Source organism: Deltaproteobacteria bacterium, from assembly GCA_019308995.1.
Classification (GTDB): domain Bacteria; phylum Desulfobacterota; class Desulfarculia; order Adiutricales; family JAFDHD01; genus JAFDHD01.
This window is the reverse complement of the sequence record JAFDHD010000058.1, coordinates 1-19376: the sequence shown is the minus strand read 5'-3', so window position 1 is coordinate 19376 and position 19376 is coordinate 1. Positions and strand designations below refer to the sequence as shown.

Sequence of the window (19376 nt, the reverse complement as noted above, 5' to 3'; positions counted from 1 at the left end):
CGTGATAAGCATAAGCCTCGCCTGGCTGAACAGAGATTGTCGTCTCGGTATGTATATCATATTCATCCGATAAACTGAACCAGCAAAAATTCACAAGAACTTCTCCATCAAAAGCTCCAAAACACAATCGCCCTTGGGAAAAACGATCTCGCATTTTGGGTATTCTTTTCTCCCCGATAAGTCTTCCAAACTTTGAAAGGTCGTCTTTTATGATCTCTCTGAAAATCACCTCCTTTTTCGGCTTCGGCACTTCCAGCGATAAGTCTAAAGGTAGCTCATAAAAGATTAGTCGTCGAATATTAAGACCTGTCAATCTGGCAATTATCTTTTTCATTGTGGGCTTCATATACTTTCACCAGCACCTTAAAAAAAAGAAAAAGGTTTTTCACTTCTTTCCATAGTAATCGCGATACCAGGCCACGAATTTTTTAACTCCCTCGCTTAAGGGTGTAGATGGTTTGAAACCCACGGCTTCAACCAGATCTTCCACGTCGGCGAAGCTGGTCGGAACGTCTCCGGGCTGCATTGGCAGAAATTCCTTTTCCGCCTTCTTGCCTAATGCGGACTCAATTGTTTCAATAAAATCCATAAGCGGGACCGGGTTGTGGTTACCTATATTGTAAAGACGGTAGGGTGCAGGACTCGACCCCGGATCCGGCTCATTTCCTCTCCACTCGGAATTGCTTTGAGGAATGTGGTCCATAACACGGACTACACCTTCAATAATGTCATCAATGTAGGTGAAATCACGTTTCATCTTGCCATGATTGAAGACTTGAATGGGTCGGGCTTTTAATATGGCATCGGTAAAGAGAAAGAGCGCCATGTCCGGTCGTCCCCATGGCCCGTAAACAGTGAAGAAACGAAGGCCGGTTGTAGGTAATCCGTAAAGGTGACTGTAAGTGTGGGCCATGAGTTCGCCGGCCTTTTTAGTGGCCGCATAAAGGCTGACCGGATGATCCACATTATGATGCACTGAAAATGGCATTTGAGTGTTCAGACCGTAGACCGAACTGCTGGAAGCAAAAACAAGATGAGGCACCTTGGTATGGCGACAGCCTTCTAAAATATGAAGAAAGCCCTTGATGTTGCTATCCACGTAAGTATGGGGGTTCGTCAGGCTGTACCTCACCCCTGCCTGGGCCGCAAGATTGATGACACGATCAAAGCGATGCTTGGCAAAGATTCCTTCCATTCCTTTTTGGTTCACCATGTCCAAATGGCAAAAGGAAAAGGCATCAAAAGGCTTAAGTTGTTTTAAACGATCCCTTTTGAGCTGAACATTGTAATAATCATTTAAATTGTCCAGGCCGACGACAGAATGATCTTCTTCCAGAAGTCGTTTGCTCAAATGCAACCCAATAAAACCAGCCGCGCCTGTTACCAGTATGTGCATCTTGATCTCACCTAATTGCTAATCCGTGTTTATCCACGCCTAGAAACAATCCCACAGCTTTTCTCGGTTCATTTCTTAAGGTTCCGCTAATTGGCTTCATGTCATACCTAACTTTTTTCTGTGAACCTTTTCTTTGATCCTTTGGATATGCCCCCGTCCCAGGCCCTTGACTTCACAACCCAGTTCAAAGTATTTTTCTATGATGGCATCATCCAGAATACCAAAGCAGTCCACGATGGCCACAGGCCCGCCGGTCATGCTGACCACTTCCTCTGGGTCCAGATTCAGGTAGTGTTTATGCCGAACCGCAAAAATGATGCCTTCCGCTCCATTTAATGCTTCAGACAGTTCTGATGTCATACGGAATTCACTCAAGTGCTCCTGGTTGCGGAAGAATCTGGACCAGCTGGCGCCAGAAGCCGGATAACTCTCCTGTTTCTCCAACTCCCACCAGTGCGAAACATAGGGGTCATGAGCCTTTACCTCAGCTCCCATTTCGGTCAGTTTTCGAATAATGATTTCTGAACCGCTGTAACGGGTATCCCCCACGTCTTCCCGGTAGGATACTCCCAATATGGTGATCTGGGACGCGGCAACAATTCGCCCCATGTTTCTCAAAGCGTCTCGAATTAATTGGGCTACATGCAAGGCTCGAGTGTCATTGATATTGATGGCCTCCGGGGTGATCTTGAAGATGTCTGCTTCAAACCCCATAAGATGTTTGTAAGCCCATAAACCAAGACCCCCATCTTTGGGCAGACAGTAACCTCCTATGCCCGGGCCCGGGAAAATGATATTGCTGTGGGTAGGGCGGACTTTAATGGCCTTGATTACCTTGATGAGATCAACACCATTGGTCTCAGCAAACAGACTCCATTCGTGCAAAAAGGCCAAGATTGTGGCCCGATAACTGTTCTCCACTATCTTGCAGGTTTCACTTTCAATAGGCCGATCGAGGACAGTGAGCGGATATTCTTCAACGTTAAGGACGTCGGATAAGAACTGGACAACCCTTTCCCGACTTTTCTCATCTATGCCGCTGCATACCCGCCAGAAATCCCTGATAGACCGGACATATTCTCGTCCTGGCATAACCCTTTCAAAACTATGGGCCAACAATGGTTCTTCCTCGATGCCACGCCGCTTGAAACTCCTTTTAATAATAGGATAACCCACATATTCGGTTGTGCCCGGTGGAACGGTTGTCTCAATTAGGACGAGGCATTCTGGATTTATCTTCTCGCCAATTGTTCTGAAGCTCTCCTCCAGGGCGTTGATGTCCGCCTGACCGGTCTTAAGATTGCCCAGGTCGTGCTTGAGGAAATCACACTGGACATCAACGATTACCACATCCGCTAGCTTCAGAATATCATTGTGGAAGGTCGCAATGAGAGTTTTTTTCTCCTTAACACAGCGTTCGATCATCGGGCTTACTTCAGGATCTTCGGCTTTAACCGGAGAGACACCTTTGTTGATCAACGGAATTTTCCAAAAACTCCTTGTGCTTGGCCTCTGCATCCCAATTACAAATTTATTGGGGTTTCCGGTGTTTTTATCCACAGAGTCGGCCACCACTGCGGCCATGACGGCTCCCACAAATCCAATGCCTATCACCACCACAATCTGCCGGTCCATCTCCCTCTGGATCTTTACCAGTTCCTGGAGCCTGGCCCATTCTCGCCTGTAATCATCTTCATCAGGCAGCTTGAATTTTTCCCCATCAGGGCTTAATGAGAACTCTCTAATCTTAAGCTCATCTTCTTCAACCGTTCCAACCTGTAATGTATGATCCTGCATAATCGCCTTATAAATTAGTCTTCCTTATAAATTTTCGTCATAATCATGTAAAGATGCCCTGAATGATAAGAAGATGATCATTCAGTTATTTATAATATAATAAACATCCCCTGTGCCATACTTTTTTTAAAGGCGCATATACAGGAACATTTACAACTATCCTAGTTCGGTCTGTCGGTTTTTAATAACCTGGGCCTTTGCTTCTAAGTAATCTTCGCCGGAAAAGGTTGGGATGCGCCCCAGATTCTCTAAGGTGCGGATAATCCGCGCCAGGCCATCCTCAGGGCTTTCCTCGTGCGTGCGAACCACCACCTCAGGGTTTTCAGGGACTTCATAAGGGTCGTCTATGCCGGTGAAATGCTTGATTTCACCGGCCAGGGCCTTACGGTACAGGCCTTTGGGGTCCCTTTCCACACAGATTTCTAACGGACAATCAAGAAAGACCTCGACAAAATCACCAATCTCCGCCCGAACCTCATCCCGGGCGCTTTGATAGGGGGAAATGGCGGCTACAATAACAGCCACGCCATTGCGGGCCAGGAGATGGGCGACAAAGCCGATGCGCCGAATGTTCGTGTTTCGATCCTCCCTGGAGAAACCCAGACCCTTGCTTAAATTTTTTCGAATGATATCACCATCTAAGATTTCCACAAGCAGGCCCCGCTCTAAGAGGGTCTCCTGAAGAAGCCTGCTCAGGGTGGTCTTGCCTGAGGCGCTCAACCCGGTAAACCAGACACAGAAACCTTTACCCATCCAACTTTCCTTCATTTGCTCTGCTCCTAACTTTTCCATAAGGATAAATTATCCAATTTTATTATGGCACAAACCAACATGGACTCGACCTGGGCCTCTGCAGCACAATTATTTCTAAAACAAGGCCGGCGCAAGTATCAAAGGCAGGAATATTTCTGAGGCGTGTTATACCGGCGTTTCGCGGGGATGAATCCCATGGTCCTGACTTGATATGCCAATTACTACTGCCGCGTGAAGAAATAGAATTTACATAGGATAAAAAATTTAGTGGGCTAACTTTGATGATATTATCAGAGGGATCTAAGAGAGTAGTCGTCATTAAAACAGATGGCCATTCCATTTGATTCGGCTCTAATTACTTTCCCACTTACTTTAATGTAGGCCTGTTTTCCTTTCAATTTTTTTAATTCTTCGATTGTGAGGACAAGGTCCAGTTTTACTTCGGTCCCCACGGTAAGCGGCTGTTTAGTATAAAAATATGCGCCACCAGCGCAGATGTTACTAGTCAGAAGATTCAGAATCTTCTTTTCTTCCTCTTCATCATTGACCACTTTAAGCGTGGCCGGGAGTTCAAGATCAAATCTTTCTAGGCGCCTTGCTTCTCTCATAAACAGCTCATCCCACCATTAACGCTAAATAGTTTTCACTAAAAGTGCAATACGAATAAAGTATGATTTTCCCTGATTTATTTATTAAAAGATAAGAAAAAAGTATTAAAAAAAGGAGTGAATAATAACTTTTCCTTACTATTCGTTTCCTTATTATATCGAGAATTTGATAATTCGGCACATTTGACACGATAGAGTCTGCCTAGATTAACCCAGGACCTGAGTCCGTATCCTGGGAGCTTTCAATTTAAGTAATAGAACAATTATTATAAATTCTTACCTGCCCAAAGAGCTGCTTGAAGACGGTTTGGAACGTTAATTTTACTAAAAATATTATAGATATGACTTTTAACTGTATGGGGGCTGATAGTAAGTTCCTGTGCAATCTCTTCATTAGTCGCCCCGATACAGATTAAACTTAGGATTTCAATCTCCCTTTGAGAAAGTATTTTTGAGGCTTTCTTGGGATGATTTGAAACAAATGATCGTTTCCGTAAAATATACTGGCTCATCACCTGCCTGGACAGCCACAATTCACCCTTAAAAATAGCTCGAATACCTTTAGGAAGGAAATCCAAGACCTCCGGCTCGTAAAAGAGACCCCGAACTCCTCTGGCTACCGCTTCTTCTTCGATCGCCAGGTCGGCCTGGACGTTAATAAAGGCTATCAGGTCCTGAGACGACTCATCCTTGTAATTAGAGTCAAAATCATATAGACATTCATCCTCATCTTTTCCTTGACAATCCCAAAGGATAAGCCTTGGATGGGTCATATCTTTATTAAGGTTGCGGGGGGTTTGGTAACCGTCACCGCCAGCCTGACACTTTGTCCCAATCTCCCGTTCCAAGAAGGACCTCATTAATTCATTCTGACTTTTTCGCGGTCCAACCACGCAAATGGTGTTATCCGGTAATTTTGTCAAGCTTTGGCTCATTTTTTTTTAGAAATCCAGTAACTCACGATTCAAATGAAAAACAGGAAAATGGTAACATCCTTTCCCACGGAAATGAAACAAAGATCTTATAACCGGGCTTAGCGGTCGAGAGACTAACCGCAATCAAGTTACAACTAGGATATCTTAACATAAATGTAAAATCAACCAGGAAAAAAATTAGTTTTCAGTATTGAACCTGATTGTAATACTTAAAACCTGATTTTAGAAAAGAAGAAATTGTTACTCCCCCAGATGAAACATCGTTTTTTAATATATATTCTTTCGGTCCAAAAAGCAAGTAAAATCCTATACATGAAAGCCTTGGTGAGGCTCGATCTATCAAGCCGAAAGTGCCAGCCCTTATTCCTTTCTTACCTCCTTGGGTTTCTGGCGAGAAAAAAGCGAGGGCTTGGGTTTTCTTTTAACCTCAATAGCTCCCCCCTTATTCCTTTCCATCTCCAGTTTTAATTGGACATATTTCGCGGTTAGCTTTCCTCGGCTGGCCATACTCTGCTTAAGCATTTTAAAAAGTTCAATAGCAAGATCATCTTTCTTTTCTTTGCTATTGAGCACCAGATTAAACTGCTGCTCCATACCGGCGACGACATTTTCAAGCTGAAGCACTCTTTTTTCCATGGACTGAAGTCGGCTGTTCAATTGCTTTAGCGCACCATTATCAGAAATAGGGGATGGGATCGAAGGCTGTTCAGTCTCCTTGTCCTCAAAGAAGATTCCACCGATTTCTCTTGTCTCAAAAACATTCTCAATGATTTTTTTATCAATGGCTTTAAGGTCATCCGCATAACCATAGACCAACGCCGTATCACAGAGAGTATTGATGATGCGCGGAACGCCATGGGAATATTGATAAATAGCTTCAATTGCTCCTTTATCGAAAATGTTCAGGTTCTTAGCCCCAGCAACCTGTAGACGATGAGAGATATATTTCTTCACATCGCCTTGACCCAAGCCGTCAAGATGACAATGAACAGTAACCCGTTGGGCGAACTGAGCCAGCCCCCGAGTCTGAAGCTTGTATCTCAACTCGGGCTGCCCGACGAGTATAATTTGGATCAGGTGATTTTTTTCTGTTTCTAAATTGGAAAGCATCCGTATTTCTTCGATCGTTTTGCTGGGCAGGTTCTGGGCCTCGTCAATTATCAGTACAACTCGATTTCTCTTGGAAAACTGCTCAAGCAGAAAGCGATTGAAACGATCGAGCATCTCTGCTTTATCCATACCGTGTACTTCGAGCTCAAGCTCCTGACAGATCATCTTGATGAACTGCAATGGAGTCACATCAGCGTTATTTATGATTCCAACCTGAATATCTTGAGGGATTTTTTTTAAGAGGTAGTTGATGAGGGTGGTTTTCCCTGACCCGATTTCACCGGTGATGACCACGAAGCCTTTGTTTTCCTTTATGGCATACTCAAGATGGGTGTATGCATTCTCATGGCCCGGACTCATGTAAAGATACTCCGGGTCAGGCAGCAGGTTAAAAGGTTTTTCTTTGAAGCCGTAAAAAGATTCGTACATGAGCTAAAGCCCGACGTCCCTTGCCTTATTGAATAATGTCCCCACGATCGGTCTGTCTTTTAAGAGTTCCATTGTCCGCTGAAGGTCCTTATTTGAAGTTCTCTCAGCTTCGACGATCAGTATAATACCATCAATATGATGTGAAAATACAATCGGGTCGGCACGGGTCAAGAGCGACGTGGTGTCATAGATGATATAGCGGTCGCTATAGCGTCCTTTCAGCTCCTTAACAAGCGACTGCATTCGCGGGGCTCCGAGAAGCTCAGTGGAGCTTGGTAACGGTTTGCCTCCGGGGAGTATGGTAAGTTTTTCTATGCCTGGATTAATCAATAAGTCGGGCAGCTCCGCCTCTCCTAATAAGTACTGAGATAGTCCCTGCTCAGCCTCGAATCCCAGGTAACGGTGTATAAAGGGCTTTCTCAGGTCAGCGTCCACCAGAAGGGTGGTTCGGCTTACTTCCTGGGCAATACTAAATGCGAGATTTATTGCCAGAATCGTCTTACCTTCACCAGCGTTCGGGCTGGAAATCAGAATGCTGTTTCCTCCGGACTCCTTCAGTTTTTCCAAGACCTGAGATCTGAGGATACGAATTTGATCGGCTGTTTCATCCTGGTAGAAAAGCGATACGATTTTGTTTTTCCGAAGGTATTCCTGGTTAATATTTATGACTTTGGTTTGGCGATAGGTTGGTTTGATTTCCTCCTGTGGGCGCTCCATTTCCTTCTCAATCTGGGAAAGCGAGGTGCTCGGCCTAGCTTGCTCGGCCTGAACAACTGCCTCGTTTTCCTCTCCTCTGGTTTCCTTGGCCTTTTCCAAAGCCTTTTTCAATTTACTCACGAGCGCCTTCCTCCAGTGAGAATCTATATCTCTAGTTTAATTGACTGGCGTAATCATAAAAATTGAGGCTCTTCTGTCACCTCATAACATCAGCCTCTTTTGGATTTTAATCCATAAAATATCCAGTGGAGTGACAAATATGTGCACCAGGAGCAGCCCGATAGCAATTACGACGATAACAGCCCCCAAAAGAGCAATGATTTTCAATCTTGTGGCCCGCCGCTTTTTGTCTGTCTTGACGAGAGGTAGGACCGACAGTAAAGGCAGACCTGTCAAATAAGTGAGCTCGTCGGCTGTTTTAACAGTGTTGTCCATGCTCTCCCGGATTCCGGCGAAACCGGCACCCGCGCCCACGGCTAAGACCAAGCCCACCAAGACAATGGCTACTCGATCGGGCTTGTAAGGTTTTTCTGGCAAATGAGCCGGTTCGATGATGGTAAAGCGTTCACTCCTTTGTGTTTCTTCTAATGCCTGGGCCGCTTTTGCCTCGGCAAGCGCATGCATTATCTCGCTGTATCGCCGGTTGGTATGCTCATGGTCGCGAAGCAGACTATTATATTCTCTTTCGACAAGAGGGGCCATTTCGATTCTTTTTTGATACATTTCGATTCTTTCTTTAACTTTCACCCTTTCTTTAACCAGGTTCTCTATTTCCATCCTTGTAGATTCTACTTGGACTCTCAGGTTAACAAGGGCAGGATTGTCAACTTTTTGATCTGTTCGCCCTGTTGAGTCATCCCCGCGGGTAAGGGATTGAATCTCTCTTGTCTTTCTGAGGACGTCTGGGTGTTTCGGCCCATATTTGGCCTTTAATTCGGTCAATTGACTTTGCAATTCTTGCAGCCGCTGCGGATTCGCTCTAGAGTTGTCTGTTTTTTGAACTTGAACTTCGAGTTCCCTGATTTGTCTTTTCAACCGCTTGACATCAGGATGCTTATCAGAAAGCTCGGCTTTCATGGCCAGGAGGGTTGATTCCAGCTTTTTCAAATGTTCACGAGGGTTATCTATGGGGTTACCTTTCTCGTCAACCGCAGAAATTTGGGAGTCAAGAAGAGCAAGCTGAGCTTTGAGATATACCTCTCTTTCTTGAAGAGAATGTATCCGCATATTGATTTGATCACGATCCCTGTTGAGCCTCCCGAGTGCTGAAAGATTGACTTCAGTATACTCAGGCAGTTCCCCTAGGTGTTCAATTTTCAATTTACTGATCTTTTGCTCGATATTATTCAGCTCTTTTTTGACACTTTTCAATTCGTCCTGCAGGTATTGAGTGGTCGTTGCGGCACGCCTCTCTCTGGTTCGTATGTTTTCTTCAAGATACAAGGAAGCTAATACATTGGCCACTTTTTGCACTTGTGAAGGTCTGCGGCCCTCGTACAGAAGCATGAAGGCGATTGTTGCCGAACGGGCTCCTCCTCTTCCACCCCCCACTTCGGCACTTATCGTCTTAATAGAAATGTCTTTTCGCATTTTCGCAACAATCTCTCCCCAAGTATGCTGTTTTCGCATATCGGGGTATAAATTGAGCTTGGTGATGATGTCTATCAGCTTCGTCCGACTCAAGACCCTTTGCTTAATGATCTCCAATCGTTCTTCAACATAGCTTGTCACAGTTGTTCTGACATACTCCGTTGGGATCTGTTGCCCCTCAATGAGGATGGTCGTTTGGGAACGATAAACTGCAGGCAGTAAAAGCGCGGTGACCACAAAGGCCACCAAGACAGGAAGGAAGATTAAAAGAAAGCCTAAGTTTCGCCTTCTAATAACCCCCCATATGTCCAATTGTATCTGTTGATCTTTCATAATAAATAAAGGAATCCTGTTACATTGCTTTTGGGAATCCAAAGGATAATGAGACCAACACCCTGTGGCGAATGGCCTCATTGTCGCCAGTTAAAGTAAAATCTGTACTGTCGGCATAACTATACTCGATCTGCAAGGAACCGTTCTTTGTAATCTGATAGGATATAAAGGAGCGCACCTGATAATACCGGCTGTCAACCTCATAAGTTTCACTTTCAGATCGGTTGAAATAGAGGCTTCCTGAAAGGCCGACTCTGGTTCGTTCCGTTATCATTAAGCTGCCGCTAATAGAGATTTTATCCCTTTCTATCGGCTCCCCCAATGAGGTGTAACTGATATCGTGATTATAACCCAAGGCTGTGGAGTGCCTCTCGCCTTTTTTGGTAAGACTAAAATTAGCCGTAAACCCCCATTTTTTTTCACTTTGATCGACCTCGGTATAGATCACCTGATAGGGGGGCGACTGCGTTGGGTCATCTATAATTTGGGGCTGGACCAAGCGAGATCGGATTGTAGTATGGCGGCCGCCAAGGGTCATACTCAAGCCAGCCGTTTCACTGAAGGCATGGGACCAACCAAGAGAAAGACTGTAAGTATCAACTTTATTGGCCCGGGAGTCGGTTCTCGAATAACTTGGCTGGATGGTGATGCTGTCGCGCTGGTTGGCCAACTGGCGCACATATTCACAAGTAATTGCGTCGGTATCATAATCCACGTTCCCGGACCACTCATATTCGGTTTTTGTGTGAGTGTAGTTGAATCCCATTTCTGAACGTTCACTCATCTGATTAGAAAATCCACCGCTTGCGAGATATCGCTCTCGGCCGGATCGGATGTACCCCAGCCCCGTCTCTTCGAGTTCGGAGCGAAGGGTTATATCGTTAATATATGAAAGAGCGAAACTGGCTTGTGATCTTTCAAATATCATATAATTACCATTAAGCCCAAGTCGCCATTGATCACTGTTTCGCTGTTTTTCTTGAGCATAACGGACAAGATCCAGGTCTGCTTCCGCGTTAAGCGTCAGGAGTTCAGTGCCATAATCCATGACAAAGGCCGGACTAATGACAGTGTAAAAGTCTCTCTCTTCGTCTATCTTGGTAAAACTGATGTTACTGTCATATCCATCCTGGATTTGAATGGAAGGCGTGATCATGACATTTCCGGCGGCTTCTGAATTTTGAGGTAAGGTCAACACGCAAAGGGACAGCAGACAGAAGCAGAGCGATATCGTGCGAACTTTCATAGTTACAAATGACATCTCGAACCGATCCTCCACCTATTATATAATTGTCTCATACACATAAAAAATTGCAAAATAAAGGGATCAACCTAAAGGGAACTGCCTGGACGTTTGATCCTTATCTTTCCAAGCCAGCGGTTTAAGGTCAGGGGACAACAATTACATCTCCCCGTTGAAGCACAATGTTTTGATCTAGATTTCCCCCCTTTTCCACCTCCTTATAATTAAAAGGTATTTTAATGGTTTTGTCTTTCTGCTTCCGCAGGATCAGGATTCTATTTGAGTCTGCAAATTGATTGAGGCCTCCAGCCATGGTAAGGATCTGCATAACATTGGTATTCATATCAATAGTGAATTGACCTGGATTGTTCACCTTGCCAATGACATAGGCTTTGAGGCTGTTAATCTGCGCCAATAAAACGGTCACCGTTGCATCCGGGACGTATTCTGTTATTTTTTTTGTCACGACCTCCCTGAGCTGAGTCACAGTCATGCCGGATATATCAATGTCTCCAATAAGAGGAAAGGAGATGAAGCCATCAGGAGGAACTATGATTTGCCTGCTCAGGCTCTCGTCCCTCCATACCGAAATCTCCAGAACATCACCAGAACTAATTCTGTACCGATCGGAATTTTCACCGGCCAAAGCTGAAGGACTGATTGCCAGCAAGAGCATAAAGGCCAGGACATGACACAGAATTTTCTTCACTGGAGCACCTCTCTCCTTTTTAGATACCCAGTTGCATCGATTTTTGAAGTTCCTTGACAATAGGCCTTTTTTAGCAGGCATCTTATGCACATACAACGACCGCCGGTCTGATCTGAGGCAACTGAAGTTAAGTTACTCTATCAAAATTATAGCTAAAAATCAATCTTTTAAGCGCGTCTAGCTAAATATAAAATACCGGGCCAGGTTTTAATCCTAAAGACAACACAAGCTCAGTTCATGCCAGCAGAACTATACTTCTGTCAATGTGATGGCGTTATCTTGAATTAGGAGGGTAGTTCCACAAAGGTCCTGGGGTTTTTTTTCTTCTCCTCTTTATTGGTCGGCGGCTTATAGTCCTTGGTAAGTTATTTTAGTGATTATCATTTTAACTAATTTACTATATCTTAATTGAGGGCGTGAGACGAATCAATACGAAGAAAGTATGATTTTATTGGTTTTTCACTAAAAAAAAGTAGGAAATAAGTATTAGAAAAAGAACCAAGACATGCAAAGAAAAATAAAAAAAAGGCTTGAACAAAGAAGGCAGGGTCACCTGAAGTGATGGGATGAGGTTGATTTGGGTTTTACGCACCCTTTTGACCCTGGGCCTTATCAAATATCCACCGCATGAATTTCATCTTGCCTGCTTTACTAAAGACGTGATAATGTCACTCAACCTTCTTGAAGTATACTTTCCAGCCACAGGGAGAAAAGAACAATGGTTGTTATGGTCAAAGACGATAGTATCCAAATCGAAAAACTGGAGCTAGGACCCTTTGGGACCAACGCCTATATCCTGACATGCCAGCAGACAGGAGAGAGCGTGTTGGTAGACGCCCCGGGCGAGGCAGGCAAGATCCTTGGAAGACTGAAGGAAACGAATCCAAAGTACATCCTGATGACCCATGACCATATGGATCATGTCGGCGCTCTGACCCAGGTTAAATCAGAACTGAAGGTTCCCCTGGCCGCGCATGCCTCAGATAGCGACGGACTGCCCGTATTCCCGGACTTGCTGCTCAATGATGGCGATGTGGTATCCATGGGAAGCATTGAGCTCAAGGTATTGCACACGCCAGGGCATACCCCGGGCAGCCTGTGCTTTTTAACAGGCAAGTGTTTGATAGCGGGCGATACGATATTTCCAGGAGGGCCGGGCAAGACCGGGTCGCCGGCCGCGTTCAAGCAAATCGTCAAGTCCATAACCTCGAAGATTTTTATACTGCCTGATGAGACCGAGGTCTATCCCGGGCATGGTGACCCTACGACGTTAAAGAAAGCGAAACAAGAATTTGAGGTCTTTTCCGCCCGCCCCCATGATCCGGACCTGTGCGGGGATGTGCTCTGGCTCTCATCCTGACTGATTTTTTTTAACGTTAAGGAGCGCGCTACCAGAAGATTTGAACTCGATGGAAAGCCTCTGCCATTTTAAAATCCTCCCCTTCAGCCAGGTCTTGGTACCGCTGCCTCAGCCTGGCTCTACCTTCCGGGGTGTCGAGGAAAGCGACCTGGCTCTTATGACAGCGAAGGGCGGCTATTTTGAGGTCAAAGGTCTCGGTGATGTCAGAGCGAAAGTTTATATCCTCCGCGCCCCAGAATAAAATCTCTTTAACCCGGTGAGGCTGAAGGCCTTCTTCCAATAAATCCGGATAAGAAAGGTGATCCCTGGCGTATGGAAAGACGGCATCCAGGGTGACCTGACCGGTGATTCGATGGTCGCGATGCCAAACATAACGGCGGTAAGGGTCCGCGGTTACGACAATCTCAGGACGATACGTCCTGATCAAGCGGACGATCTCTTTTCTGAACTCAGGCGTATCTTCCAGAGTCTGATCCGCATGGCGAAGAAAGACGACCTCCCTGACCCCCAGGAGCTTGGCCGCAGCCATCTGCTCCTTCTCCCTGATCCTGGCAAGTTCTTGAGGGTCCATGTTGAGATCGCTGGCGCCTTTATCGCCATTCGTACAAACAACGTAGACGACCTGCTTCCCCTCTTTGTTCCATCGGGCCACGGTTCCTGCGATCCCGTATTCTGCGTCATCTGGATGTGGTGTTACTACCATGGCATGAACTGGCGCTGTCACACTAACCTCCTCGATTCAAGATACCATTAATTGTCTGATATGCAATAGACTGCTATAATAGGTAACTCGGGGCTTTCATAAAACAGATGAGCGATTTCTCCTGTATCATTAAAAACTATCATCCTGATGATTTCAACAAATATCTTCAGCTCCACCTCGAGGCCGAGCAATCTGATCGGTCCGGACGTTATCTTTCCAGGCAAACCCTGACCGAGGAGCTAAATCGTCCAAACTACACCCCTGAAAAAAATCTATTTCTCGCTGAATCAAGCGGGAAAATCATTGGTTTTTGCAGCCTCGTCCCGGAATTGGAAATCGGGCGCGTTCTATTTGATTTTTTAGTTCACCCACATTACAGGAGGGAAGGGACGGCCACCAGACTGCTGCAGCACGCCATCAAGCGCGCCAAAGAATTAGAGGCCGGAGTCGCCCAGGTGGAGATATCGGAAGCCAATGTCGCTTCCAGGAGCTGGCTCTCAAGGCAGGGTTTTAAGCCTGTCCGGCGTTTCTTTAAGTTAAGGCTCAAGCTTTCTGACGCTTCCTGGCCCAAGCCTAAACCCGTCGCCTTCATGGCCCGCAGTCTCAAGGCAGGTGAAGTTGACAAGTTGACCGAGATTCAGAACCGTTCCTTTGAAGGCACCTGGGGGTTTAAGCCCAATACAGCCGAGGAAATTTTATACTGCCTTAACTCGAGCGGCTGCTCCATTGACGGTGTCATTCTGCTATGCGATAAAGAAAGGCCCATTGGCTATTGCTGGACAATCTTCAACCCAAAGGAAAACCTGACACGAGGAATAAATAAAAGCCGGATCCACATGATGGGCGTTGATCCGGATTTCCGGGGAAAAGGTCTGGGCAGGGTAGTGTTGTTGGCTGGATTGTCTTTTCTCCGGGATCAGTTGATCGAACTCGTCGAATTGACGGTTGACAGTGAAAACAAAGCTGCCTGCGCCCTTTACGAATCTATCGGGTTTGAGATCTTCTCCACAACTTTATGGTACGAAATGGTTCTGGCTTAGGTCCCCCAAAAAAATAAGGAGATGGTATGAGCAAAATAAAAATTATGCCTTGTCTGGACATGAAAGAAGGTCGGATAGTTAAAGGTGTCCATTTCGTGGATTTGAAAGATGCGGGCGATCCCATAGAGAATGCCGCCTTCTATGAAAAAGAAGGGGCCGATGAGCTGGCGATGCTGGATATCGCTGCCACCGTAGAAAATCGAAAGACAAGGCTGGAATGGGTTAAGAATGTTTCGTCCGTCATAAATATCTCTCTGACCGTGGGTGGCGGCATTGCTTCACTGGAGGATATCGAGCTCGTTATCAAAGCTGGTGCTGATAAAATATCTATGAATAGCGCCGCGGTCAGGGACCCGGATTTGGTCAGGCGGGCAGCCGAGACGGTCGGTTCGGACAGGGTTACGGTGGCTATTGATGCTCGAAGGAACAGGGCCATGCCATCTGGATTCGAGCTGGTGGTGGCAGGCGGCACCAAGCCTGTGGGCAAAGATGCCGTGGCCTGGGCAAAGCAGTGTCAGGAACTCGGCGCGGGCGTGATTCTGCCAACAAGTATGGACGGCGATGGCACGCAAGTAGGCTATGATTTAGAATATACCAAGACCATTTCGGATGCTGTAACCCTGCCTGTGGTTGCCTCAGGAGGGGCGGGAAAGCTGGAGCATTTTTATGAGGCCGCTGTTCAAGGAGGCGCGCAGATTTTATTAGCCGCTTCGGTGTTTCACTATCGGATTTTTCGTATCAGACAGGTCAAAGAATACTTGCAGGAAAGGGGTTTACAGGTATATTTGTAATCTTTTTGAAAAATACTTTTTACCAAAAAGCTCCCCCAAACCCCGCTTAGGTTTTTCTTTTCATCAGAGCGCATTTCAGATTAGCTCAGGCTGCTTGAGCTATCCCATGCTTAAGCATAAAGGCATATTCTTCGATCATGGCGTCAGCGATATTTGACCAGGAGAATCCGGTGATCGAGGCACGTATCGAGTCAGGGGGATTCAGGCCGGGGTGCGGTCTTGAGAGAATTTGCGTTATTTTAGTAGCAAGTGAACGGGGAACATCGTCTGTCACCACGTAGCCTGTTTCCCCTTGGCGTAGGATGCCTTCGATGCCTCCGACCTTTGTTGCCACCACCGGTGTTCCGCAGGCCAGGGATTCGAGTGCGACCAGGCCGAAGCTCTCGTGATGAGAGGCTATGACAAGGACATCTGCCGCGCTATAGAAAAGAGGCAGCTCTTCCTGCTTTATCCTTCCGACAAAGGTAACTGAATCCTGAAATCTCAGTTTATGGGACAGTTTTTTCAATCTTTGCCATTCAGGTTTGAGCTGATCGTCGCCGCCAATGATGATCAGCTTGAGTCCGTATTTATTTTTAAGATATGCCCCTGCTGTTATAAGTCTGTCAACACCTTTCAGTGGATCAATTCTGCCGACATACAAGATGATCTTTCTCTCATGATTGAGGCCAAGCTGCTCGCGGGCGGTTTTCTTATCAACAGGTTTAAACAGTTCCAGGTTCACACCGCAAGGTACCACGCCAATTGTTTCTGGAACAGCGTTATAATACCGCATCAACTCCTCTTTTTCCCTCTTTGTCGCGGCGATAATGCGGTGGCAGCTCTTAATGATCTCTGTTTCAGTCGCAACGCGAAGTTCAGGCTCTTTCTCCCCCACGCCAATGGCGTTCTTGACCGCCCCGAGGGTATGGAACATCGCGATATGGGGGATTGCCCATAAATCCTGCACTTTCCCCCCGACCCAACCTGAGAGCCAGTAATGACTGTGTACCAGGTCGTATTTCCGTGCATCGTGTTTTCTGAAATTTTCCAGAGCGGTCAGGAAGTCGGCGAGGTGTGGATAGATGGCCATCTTATGCATATCACCATTATACCCGGCTTTAATATGGATAAGCCGGGCATTATCACCAAGTTCCATTATCTGACTATCTTTCGGATCGTGCAGACGGGTGAAGATGTCAACCGTGTGTCCCCGGTTTCCCAAGGCCCGGGCAAGTTCACGGACATAAACGCTCATACCGCCCGTGTCTTTGGTTCCCAGCTCCCCGACCGGGCAGCTATGAACGCTGAGCATGGCGATCTTTAGTCGTCTGGCTGGCACTGGTTCTCTCTCTTTTATCAAGAAGGTTTAAAATTTTAGGTAAAACAATCCACGATTAGCTAAGCAGTATCTGGCATCGAGACAAGGGGACTTCTTTACCGCCGAGGTGATGTTTATATGCTTCAGCGCCTTTCAGGAAGTCATACTTTTTCTTGCCTTTTTTAATGCTCTCTTTAATACTGAGTATTTTGCAAATTACCCCGACGCTCAGGGCGCCGAATTGAAGATCATAACCGCTGTTGTAAAGATAAAGGGTATCATTATAATCAAAGCACATCACGGCCGCGCTAGGTTTTGTATCCAGTTCTAGAAAACAGAGTTTCAGTATTTGAAATTCAGCCAGGGCCGAAGCCAGGGCCCTGAAAAACGACTCCATCTGCGCGGTCATAAACGCGGTCTTATCTTTCCGGCTCTCCCGGAAAAAATCCAAGAAGATATCCATATTATCCTTGACCGCTTCGGGGTCCTCAACCACACGGTAGTTTATTTCAGCTGCCTCCTCTAGCCTTCTAAGTTTACGCCTTATTTCATGACGTTGTTTTCCCTTTAATGTCTGTAAGTATTCGTCCCAGCGAGAAGGCAAATCCAATTCCAGCGTCACACCGTCCGGCTCGCAAGAAACCTGACATCCCCGGTCGCGAGCCAGGTTCGCAAGAGAGGCAAGCACCGTGGAATCAGGGCGCAGAGGCCTCAAATCCAGGCGCGTCACACCTTGCCGATCTAAATCATCAAGCAAGGCATTAAAGAAGTCCTGTTCCTTTCCCGGCGCGATAACAAAATCTTGGTAATCACAAATATCAGCGCTGCCGATAAAGGAAGCGCTTCCCCCGTTCATCAGGAGCGGGGCAATACCGATCACGTCTTCTCCCTGCTTAATTGAGCGTAAATAAAGGCTGGACGCCGCTCCGAATTCTGACCACCAAACCTGCAGCCAGCCAGGCAACACAAAAACGCTATTCCACTGCAAAGGATGATGAGAATCGAGCCAGTAAGAAGAAACGCTCTCAAAACTCTCCAAGGCAATATTGTATTTCATGAGTACGGATACCTGTGTAACACCTCGTCAGACTCAAAACGGCTGCATTTTTTCCCGAGATATGTCCTAAAACGCTAGGGTTGAGGCAAACTATCATAAAAGATAGATGAAGCTATTAGGATCTACCTGTAGTAACAATAATAATCAAGGACGGCCTTATGTCAAGTCACGAGGGTGTAGATTTTCCAGACGAATGCTGCAAAAGGGTACATGTTTCGTCCTCTGCTATTTTTCTAATTTTTCTTTTTCATGCAGCGAAAGTGAGCTTCGTGCCAGACATGTTAAGAAGAAACTTGTCTGGCATCTCTTTCTCAATGTGCATGATGGCCTTTCGGCCCGTACAGTGGGTGGGCACGATGTATTCCGGATCAATTTCCTTTAAACTCTCGGTCGTGGGTTCAATAATGGGCTCAAAGTCGGGCCCGGTAAGGTGAAAACCTCCCATCACTGCAAACACCTTGTTCACGCCGGTCAGCTCTTGTGCGTATTGAACGGTGTTAATGATGCCCGAATGGGCGCAGCCGGACAGGATGACCAGCCCTTTGCCTTTGACATTAGCAACAATGGCGGTGTCATCTTCTATGGGGTCCCACTTTTCCTCTCCATCTTCTTCGTAGTGAGCGTTTGGCATCCCCATCTCAAAGTCGGTCTGTCTTGGTATCTCCCCCAGGAAGAGAAGGGAACCGTCCAGAAGTGGATAAGGTCCTTCTGTTTCTCTTAAGGTAACTCCGGTAGCTTGAGCTTTCTCTCGGGTGAAGGAGGGGAAATAGACTTTAAAATCTTCGGTGATTTTCAGGTAACGAGGATTCCTGAAAGCAACAGGGTGCAGTACCAGCTCAACGCCTTTCCTGTTCACTCGCTTGACGAGCTCCTTAAGACCGCCAACATGGTCCAGGTGTCCGTGTGAGAGGGTGAGGGCTTCCACACCTGTAAAGTCCGCGTCCAGGGCCTCGGCATTGAAGGCTGCTCCGTGCTCTGAAAACCCGAAATCGAAAAGGATACTGCGAGACTGCTCACCCGCGGTTACGGTAACGAGAGCGGAAAAACCGTGCTCAGCTAAAATACTGTTTTTAACCTCCAGTCCTTTTAACGGTATGGCTCTCTGCAACATCTCGGTATTGTCCCCGGAGGCTATATCTATGTAATTGTCTTGAAGGGTTAAAATCTCCACCTTTTCCACCTCGTTGATGGTAATACTCATTTTCGTCTCCTCCTTAGGTTTGAAAATAAAGTTCTGTTAAACTGTCCGCCAGATCTCTTACGATTATACCCATAAAAAAATGTGAGTCAATTTTGAGATCGCGCCTTTCGCTTTTTATACCAGGTTGCGATCAAACATTTACTAACGAATTTCATTGCGAGCCCCCGCCCCTCTGGCAGAAGCTATTTTCAACCCATGTTCCAGAATTCATTGGTGAGATTGGATGGTGTATCTTATTGATAATATTTATTATTTCGAGGAATAAATCTTGGCGTTGTAGTGTCTACAACATAGATAAGTAGCT

The 19376-nt window shown here is 46.2% G+C and carries 18 protein-coding genes; 3 read left to right on the top strand and 15 right to left on the bottom strand.

Going from position 1 to position 19376, the window contains the following annotated elements:
* From JRI95_10680 to JRI95_10630, 11 genes are all read right to left on the bottom strand, one after another.
* Positions 1–334: hypothetical protein (locus JRI95_10680; protein MBW2062011.1), on the bottom strand; the 334-nt coding region annotated here is incomplete at its 3' end.
* A gap of 51 nt (positions 335–385) precedes the next feature.
* The gene (locus JRI95_10675) at positions 386–1396 is read right to left on the bottom strand and encodes an NAD-dependent epimerase (GenBank protein ID MBW2062010.1); all 1011 of its coding nucleotides are present in this window, start codon (positions 1394–1396) and stop codon (positions 386–388) included.
* A 96-nt stretch (positions 1397–1492) separates the two neighbouring features.
* A complete protein-coding gene (locus JRI95_10670; GenBank protein MBW2062009.1) occupies positions 1493–3193 on the bottom strand; it encodes a nucleotide sugar dehydrogenase in 1701 nt (566 codons plus the stop codon).
* Between the two features lie 156 nt (positions 3194–3349).
* A complete protein-coding gene (cysC, locus tag JRI95_10665) occupies positions 3350–3961 on the bottom strand; it encodes an adenylyl-sulfate kinase (GenBank protein MBW2062008.1) in 612 nt (203 codons plus the stop codon).
* 275 nt (positions 3962–4236) lie between these two features.
* Complete coding sequence (locus tag JRI95_10660) at positions 4237–4554, bottom strand: hypothetical protein (protein MBW2062007.1); 318 nt, start codon at positions 4552–4554, stop codon at positions 4237–4239.
* 266 nt (positions 4555–4820) lie between these two features.
* Positions 4821–5402: a response regulator transcription factor gene (locus JRI95_10655; GenBank protein MBW2062006.1), complete on the bottom strand. Its 582-nt coding sequence runs from the start codon at positions 5400–5402 to the stop codon at positions 4821–4823.
* Positions 5403–5849: 447 nt separating this feature from the next.
* Positions 5850–7028 carry an AAA family ATPase gene (locus tag JRI95_10650; GenBank protein ID MBW2062005.1) on the bottom strand — a complete coding sequence of 393 codons (1179 nt, stop codon included), beginning with the start codon at positions 7026–7028 and terminating at the stop codon, positions 5850–5852.
* Positions 7029–7031: 3 nt separating this feature from the next.
* A complete protein-coding gene (locus tag JRI95_10645; GenBank protein MBW2062004.1) occupies positions 7032–7865 on the bottom strand; it encodes a capsular biosynthesis protein in 834 nt (277 codons plus the stop codon).
* Between the two features lie 81 nt (positions 7866–7946).
* Positions 7947–9668 carry a hypothetical protein gene (locus JRI95_10640; protein ID MBW2062003.1) on the bottom strand — a complete coding sequence of 574 codons (1722 nt, stop codon included), beginning with the start codon at positions 9666–9668 and terminating at the stop codon, positions 7947–7949.
* A gap of 19 nt (positions 9669–9687) precedes the next feature.
* On the bottom strand, positions 9688–10929 hold the full coding sequence (locus JRI95_10635; protein ID MBW2062002.1) for an outer membrane beta-barrel protein: 1242 nt from the start codon (positions 10927–10929) through the stop codon (positions 9688–9690).
* Between the two features lie 127 nt (positions 10930–11056).
* Entirely contained in the window at positions 11057–11587 is a 531-nt protein-coding gene (locus JRI95_10630) for a polysaccharide biosynthesis/export family protein (protein ID MBW2062001.1), read from the bottom strand.
* Positions 11588–12338: 751 nt separating this feature from the next.
* On the opposite strand from JRI95_10630, the gene JRI95_10625 reads away from it, so the two are divergent.
* Positions 12339–12980, top strand: coding sequence for an MBL fold metallo-hydrolase (locus tag JRI95_10625; protein ID MBW2062000.1), 642 nt, complete (start codon positions 12339–12341; stop codon positions 12978–12980).
* A gap of 28 nt (positions 12981–13008) precedes the next feature.
* On the opposite strand, the gene JRI95_10620 is transcribed toward JRI95_10625, so the two are convergent.
* On the bottom strand, positions 13009–13683 hold the full coding sequence (locus JRI95_10620) for a PIG-L family deacetylase (protein MBW2061999.1): 675 nt from the start codon (positions 13681–13683) through the stop codon (positions 13009–13011).
* 107 nt (positions 13684–13790) lie between these two features.
* Between JRI95_10620 and JRI95_10615 the strand changes: the two genes are divergently transcribed.
* A complete protein-coding gene (locus tag JRI95_10615; GenBank protein MBW2061998.1) occupies positions 13791–14723 on the top strand; it encodes a GNAT family N-acetyltransferase in 933 nt (310 codons plus the stop codon).
* Between the two features lie 26 nt (positions 14724–14749).
* Positions 14750–15514 (top strand): imidazole glycerol phosphate synthase subunit HisF, encoded by a 765-nt coding sequence (hisF, locus tag JRI95_10610; GenBank protein MBW2061997.1) that lies wholly within the window; start codon positions 14750–14752, stop codon positions 15512–15514.
* Between the two features lie 85 nt (positions 15515–15599).
* On the opposite strand, the gene JRI95_10605 is transcribed toward hisF, so the two are convergent.
* The 3 genes from JRI95_10605 to JRI95_10595 all read right to left on the bottom strand — a co-directional run bounded on the left by JRI95_10605 (position 15600) and on the right by JRI95_10595 (position 19072).
* The gene (locus JRI95_10605; GenBank protein MBW2061996.1) at positions 15600–16835 is read right to left on the bottom strand and encodes a glycosyltransferase; all 1236 of its coding nucleotides are present in this window, start codon (positions 16833–16835) and stop codon (positions 15600–15602) included.
* Between the two features lie 55 nt (positions 16836–16890).
* A complete protein-coding gene (locus JRI95_10600) occupies positions 16891–17871 on the bottom strand; it encodes a GNAT family N-acetyltransferase (protein ID MBW2061995.1) in 981 nt (326 codons plus the stop codon).
* Between the two features lie 247 nt (positions 17872–18118).
* Complete coding sequence (locus JRI95_10595; protein MBW2061994.1) at positions 18119–19072, bottom strand: MBL fold metallo-hydrolase; 954 nt, start codon at positions 19070–19072, stop codon at positions 18119–18121.
* Positions 19073–19376: the final 304 nt, after the last annotated feature.

What these genes read in the sequence shown, in the direction of transcription:
- JRI95_10595 (MBW2061994.1), bottom strand. Translation starts at nt 19,072, where the DNA reads ATGAGTATTACCATCAACGAGGTGGAAAAGGTGGAGATTTTAACCCTT.
- JRI95_10640 (MBW2062003.1), bottom strand. Translation starts at nt 9,668, where the DNA reads ATGAAAGATCAACAGATACAATTGGACATATGGGGGGTTATTAGAAGG.
- JRI95_10620 (MBW2061999.1), bottom strand. Translation starts at nt 13,683, where the DNA reads ATGGTAGTAACACCACATCCAGATGACGCAGAATACGGGATCGCAGGA.
- JRI95_10675 (MBW2062010.1), bottom strand. Translation starts at nt 1,396, where the DNA reads ATGCACATACTGGTAACAGGCGCGGCTGGTTTTATTGGGTTGCATTTG.
- cysC (MBW2062008.1), bottom strand. Translation starts at nt 3,961, where the DNA reads ATGAAGGAAAGTTGGATGGGTAAAGGTTTCTGTGTCTGGTTTACCGGG.
- JRI95_10635 (MBW2062002.1), bottom strand. Translation starts at nt 10,929, where the DNA reads ATGTCATTTGTAACTATGAAAGTTCGCACGATATCGCTCTGCTTCTGT.
- JRI95_10670 (MBW2062009.1), bottom strand. Translation starts at nt 3,193, where the DNA reads ATGCAGGATCATACATTACAGGTTGGAACGGTTGAAGAAGATGAGCTT.
- JRI95_10660 (MBW2062007.1), bottom strand. Translation starts at nt 4,554, where the DNA reads ATGAGAGAAGCAAGGCGCCTAGAAAGATTTGATCTTGAACTCCCGGCC.
- JRI95_10630 (MBW2062001.1), bottom strand. Translation starts at nt 11,587, where the DNA reads ATGCTCTTGCTGGCAATCAGTCCTTCAGCTTTGGCCGGTGAAAATTCC.
- JRI95_10650 (MBW2062005.1), bottom strand. Translation starts at nt 7,028, where the DNA reads ATGTACGAATCTTTTTACGGCTTCAAAGAAAAACCTTTTAACCTGCTG.
- JRI95_10615 (MBW2061998.1), top strand. Translation starts at nt 13,791, where the DNA reads ATGAGCGATTTCTCCTGTATCATTAAAAACTATCATCCTGATGATTTC.
- JRI95_10600 (MBW2061995.1), bottom strand. Translation starts at nt 17,871, where the DNA reads ATGAAATACAATATTGCCTTGGAGAGTTTTGAGAGCGTTTCTTCTTAC.
- hisF (MBW2061997.1), top strand. Translation starts at nt 14,750, where the DNA reads ATGAGCAAAATAAAAATTATGCCTTGTCTGGACATGAAAGAAGGTCGG.
- JRI95_10625 (MBW2062000.1), top strand. Translation starts at nt 12,339, where the DNA reads ATGGTTGTTATGGTCAAAGACGATAGTATCCAAATCGAAAAACTGGAG.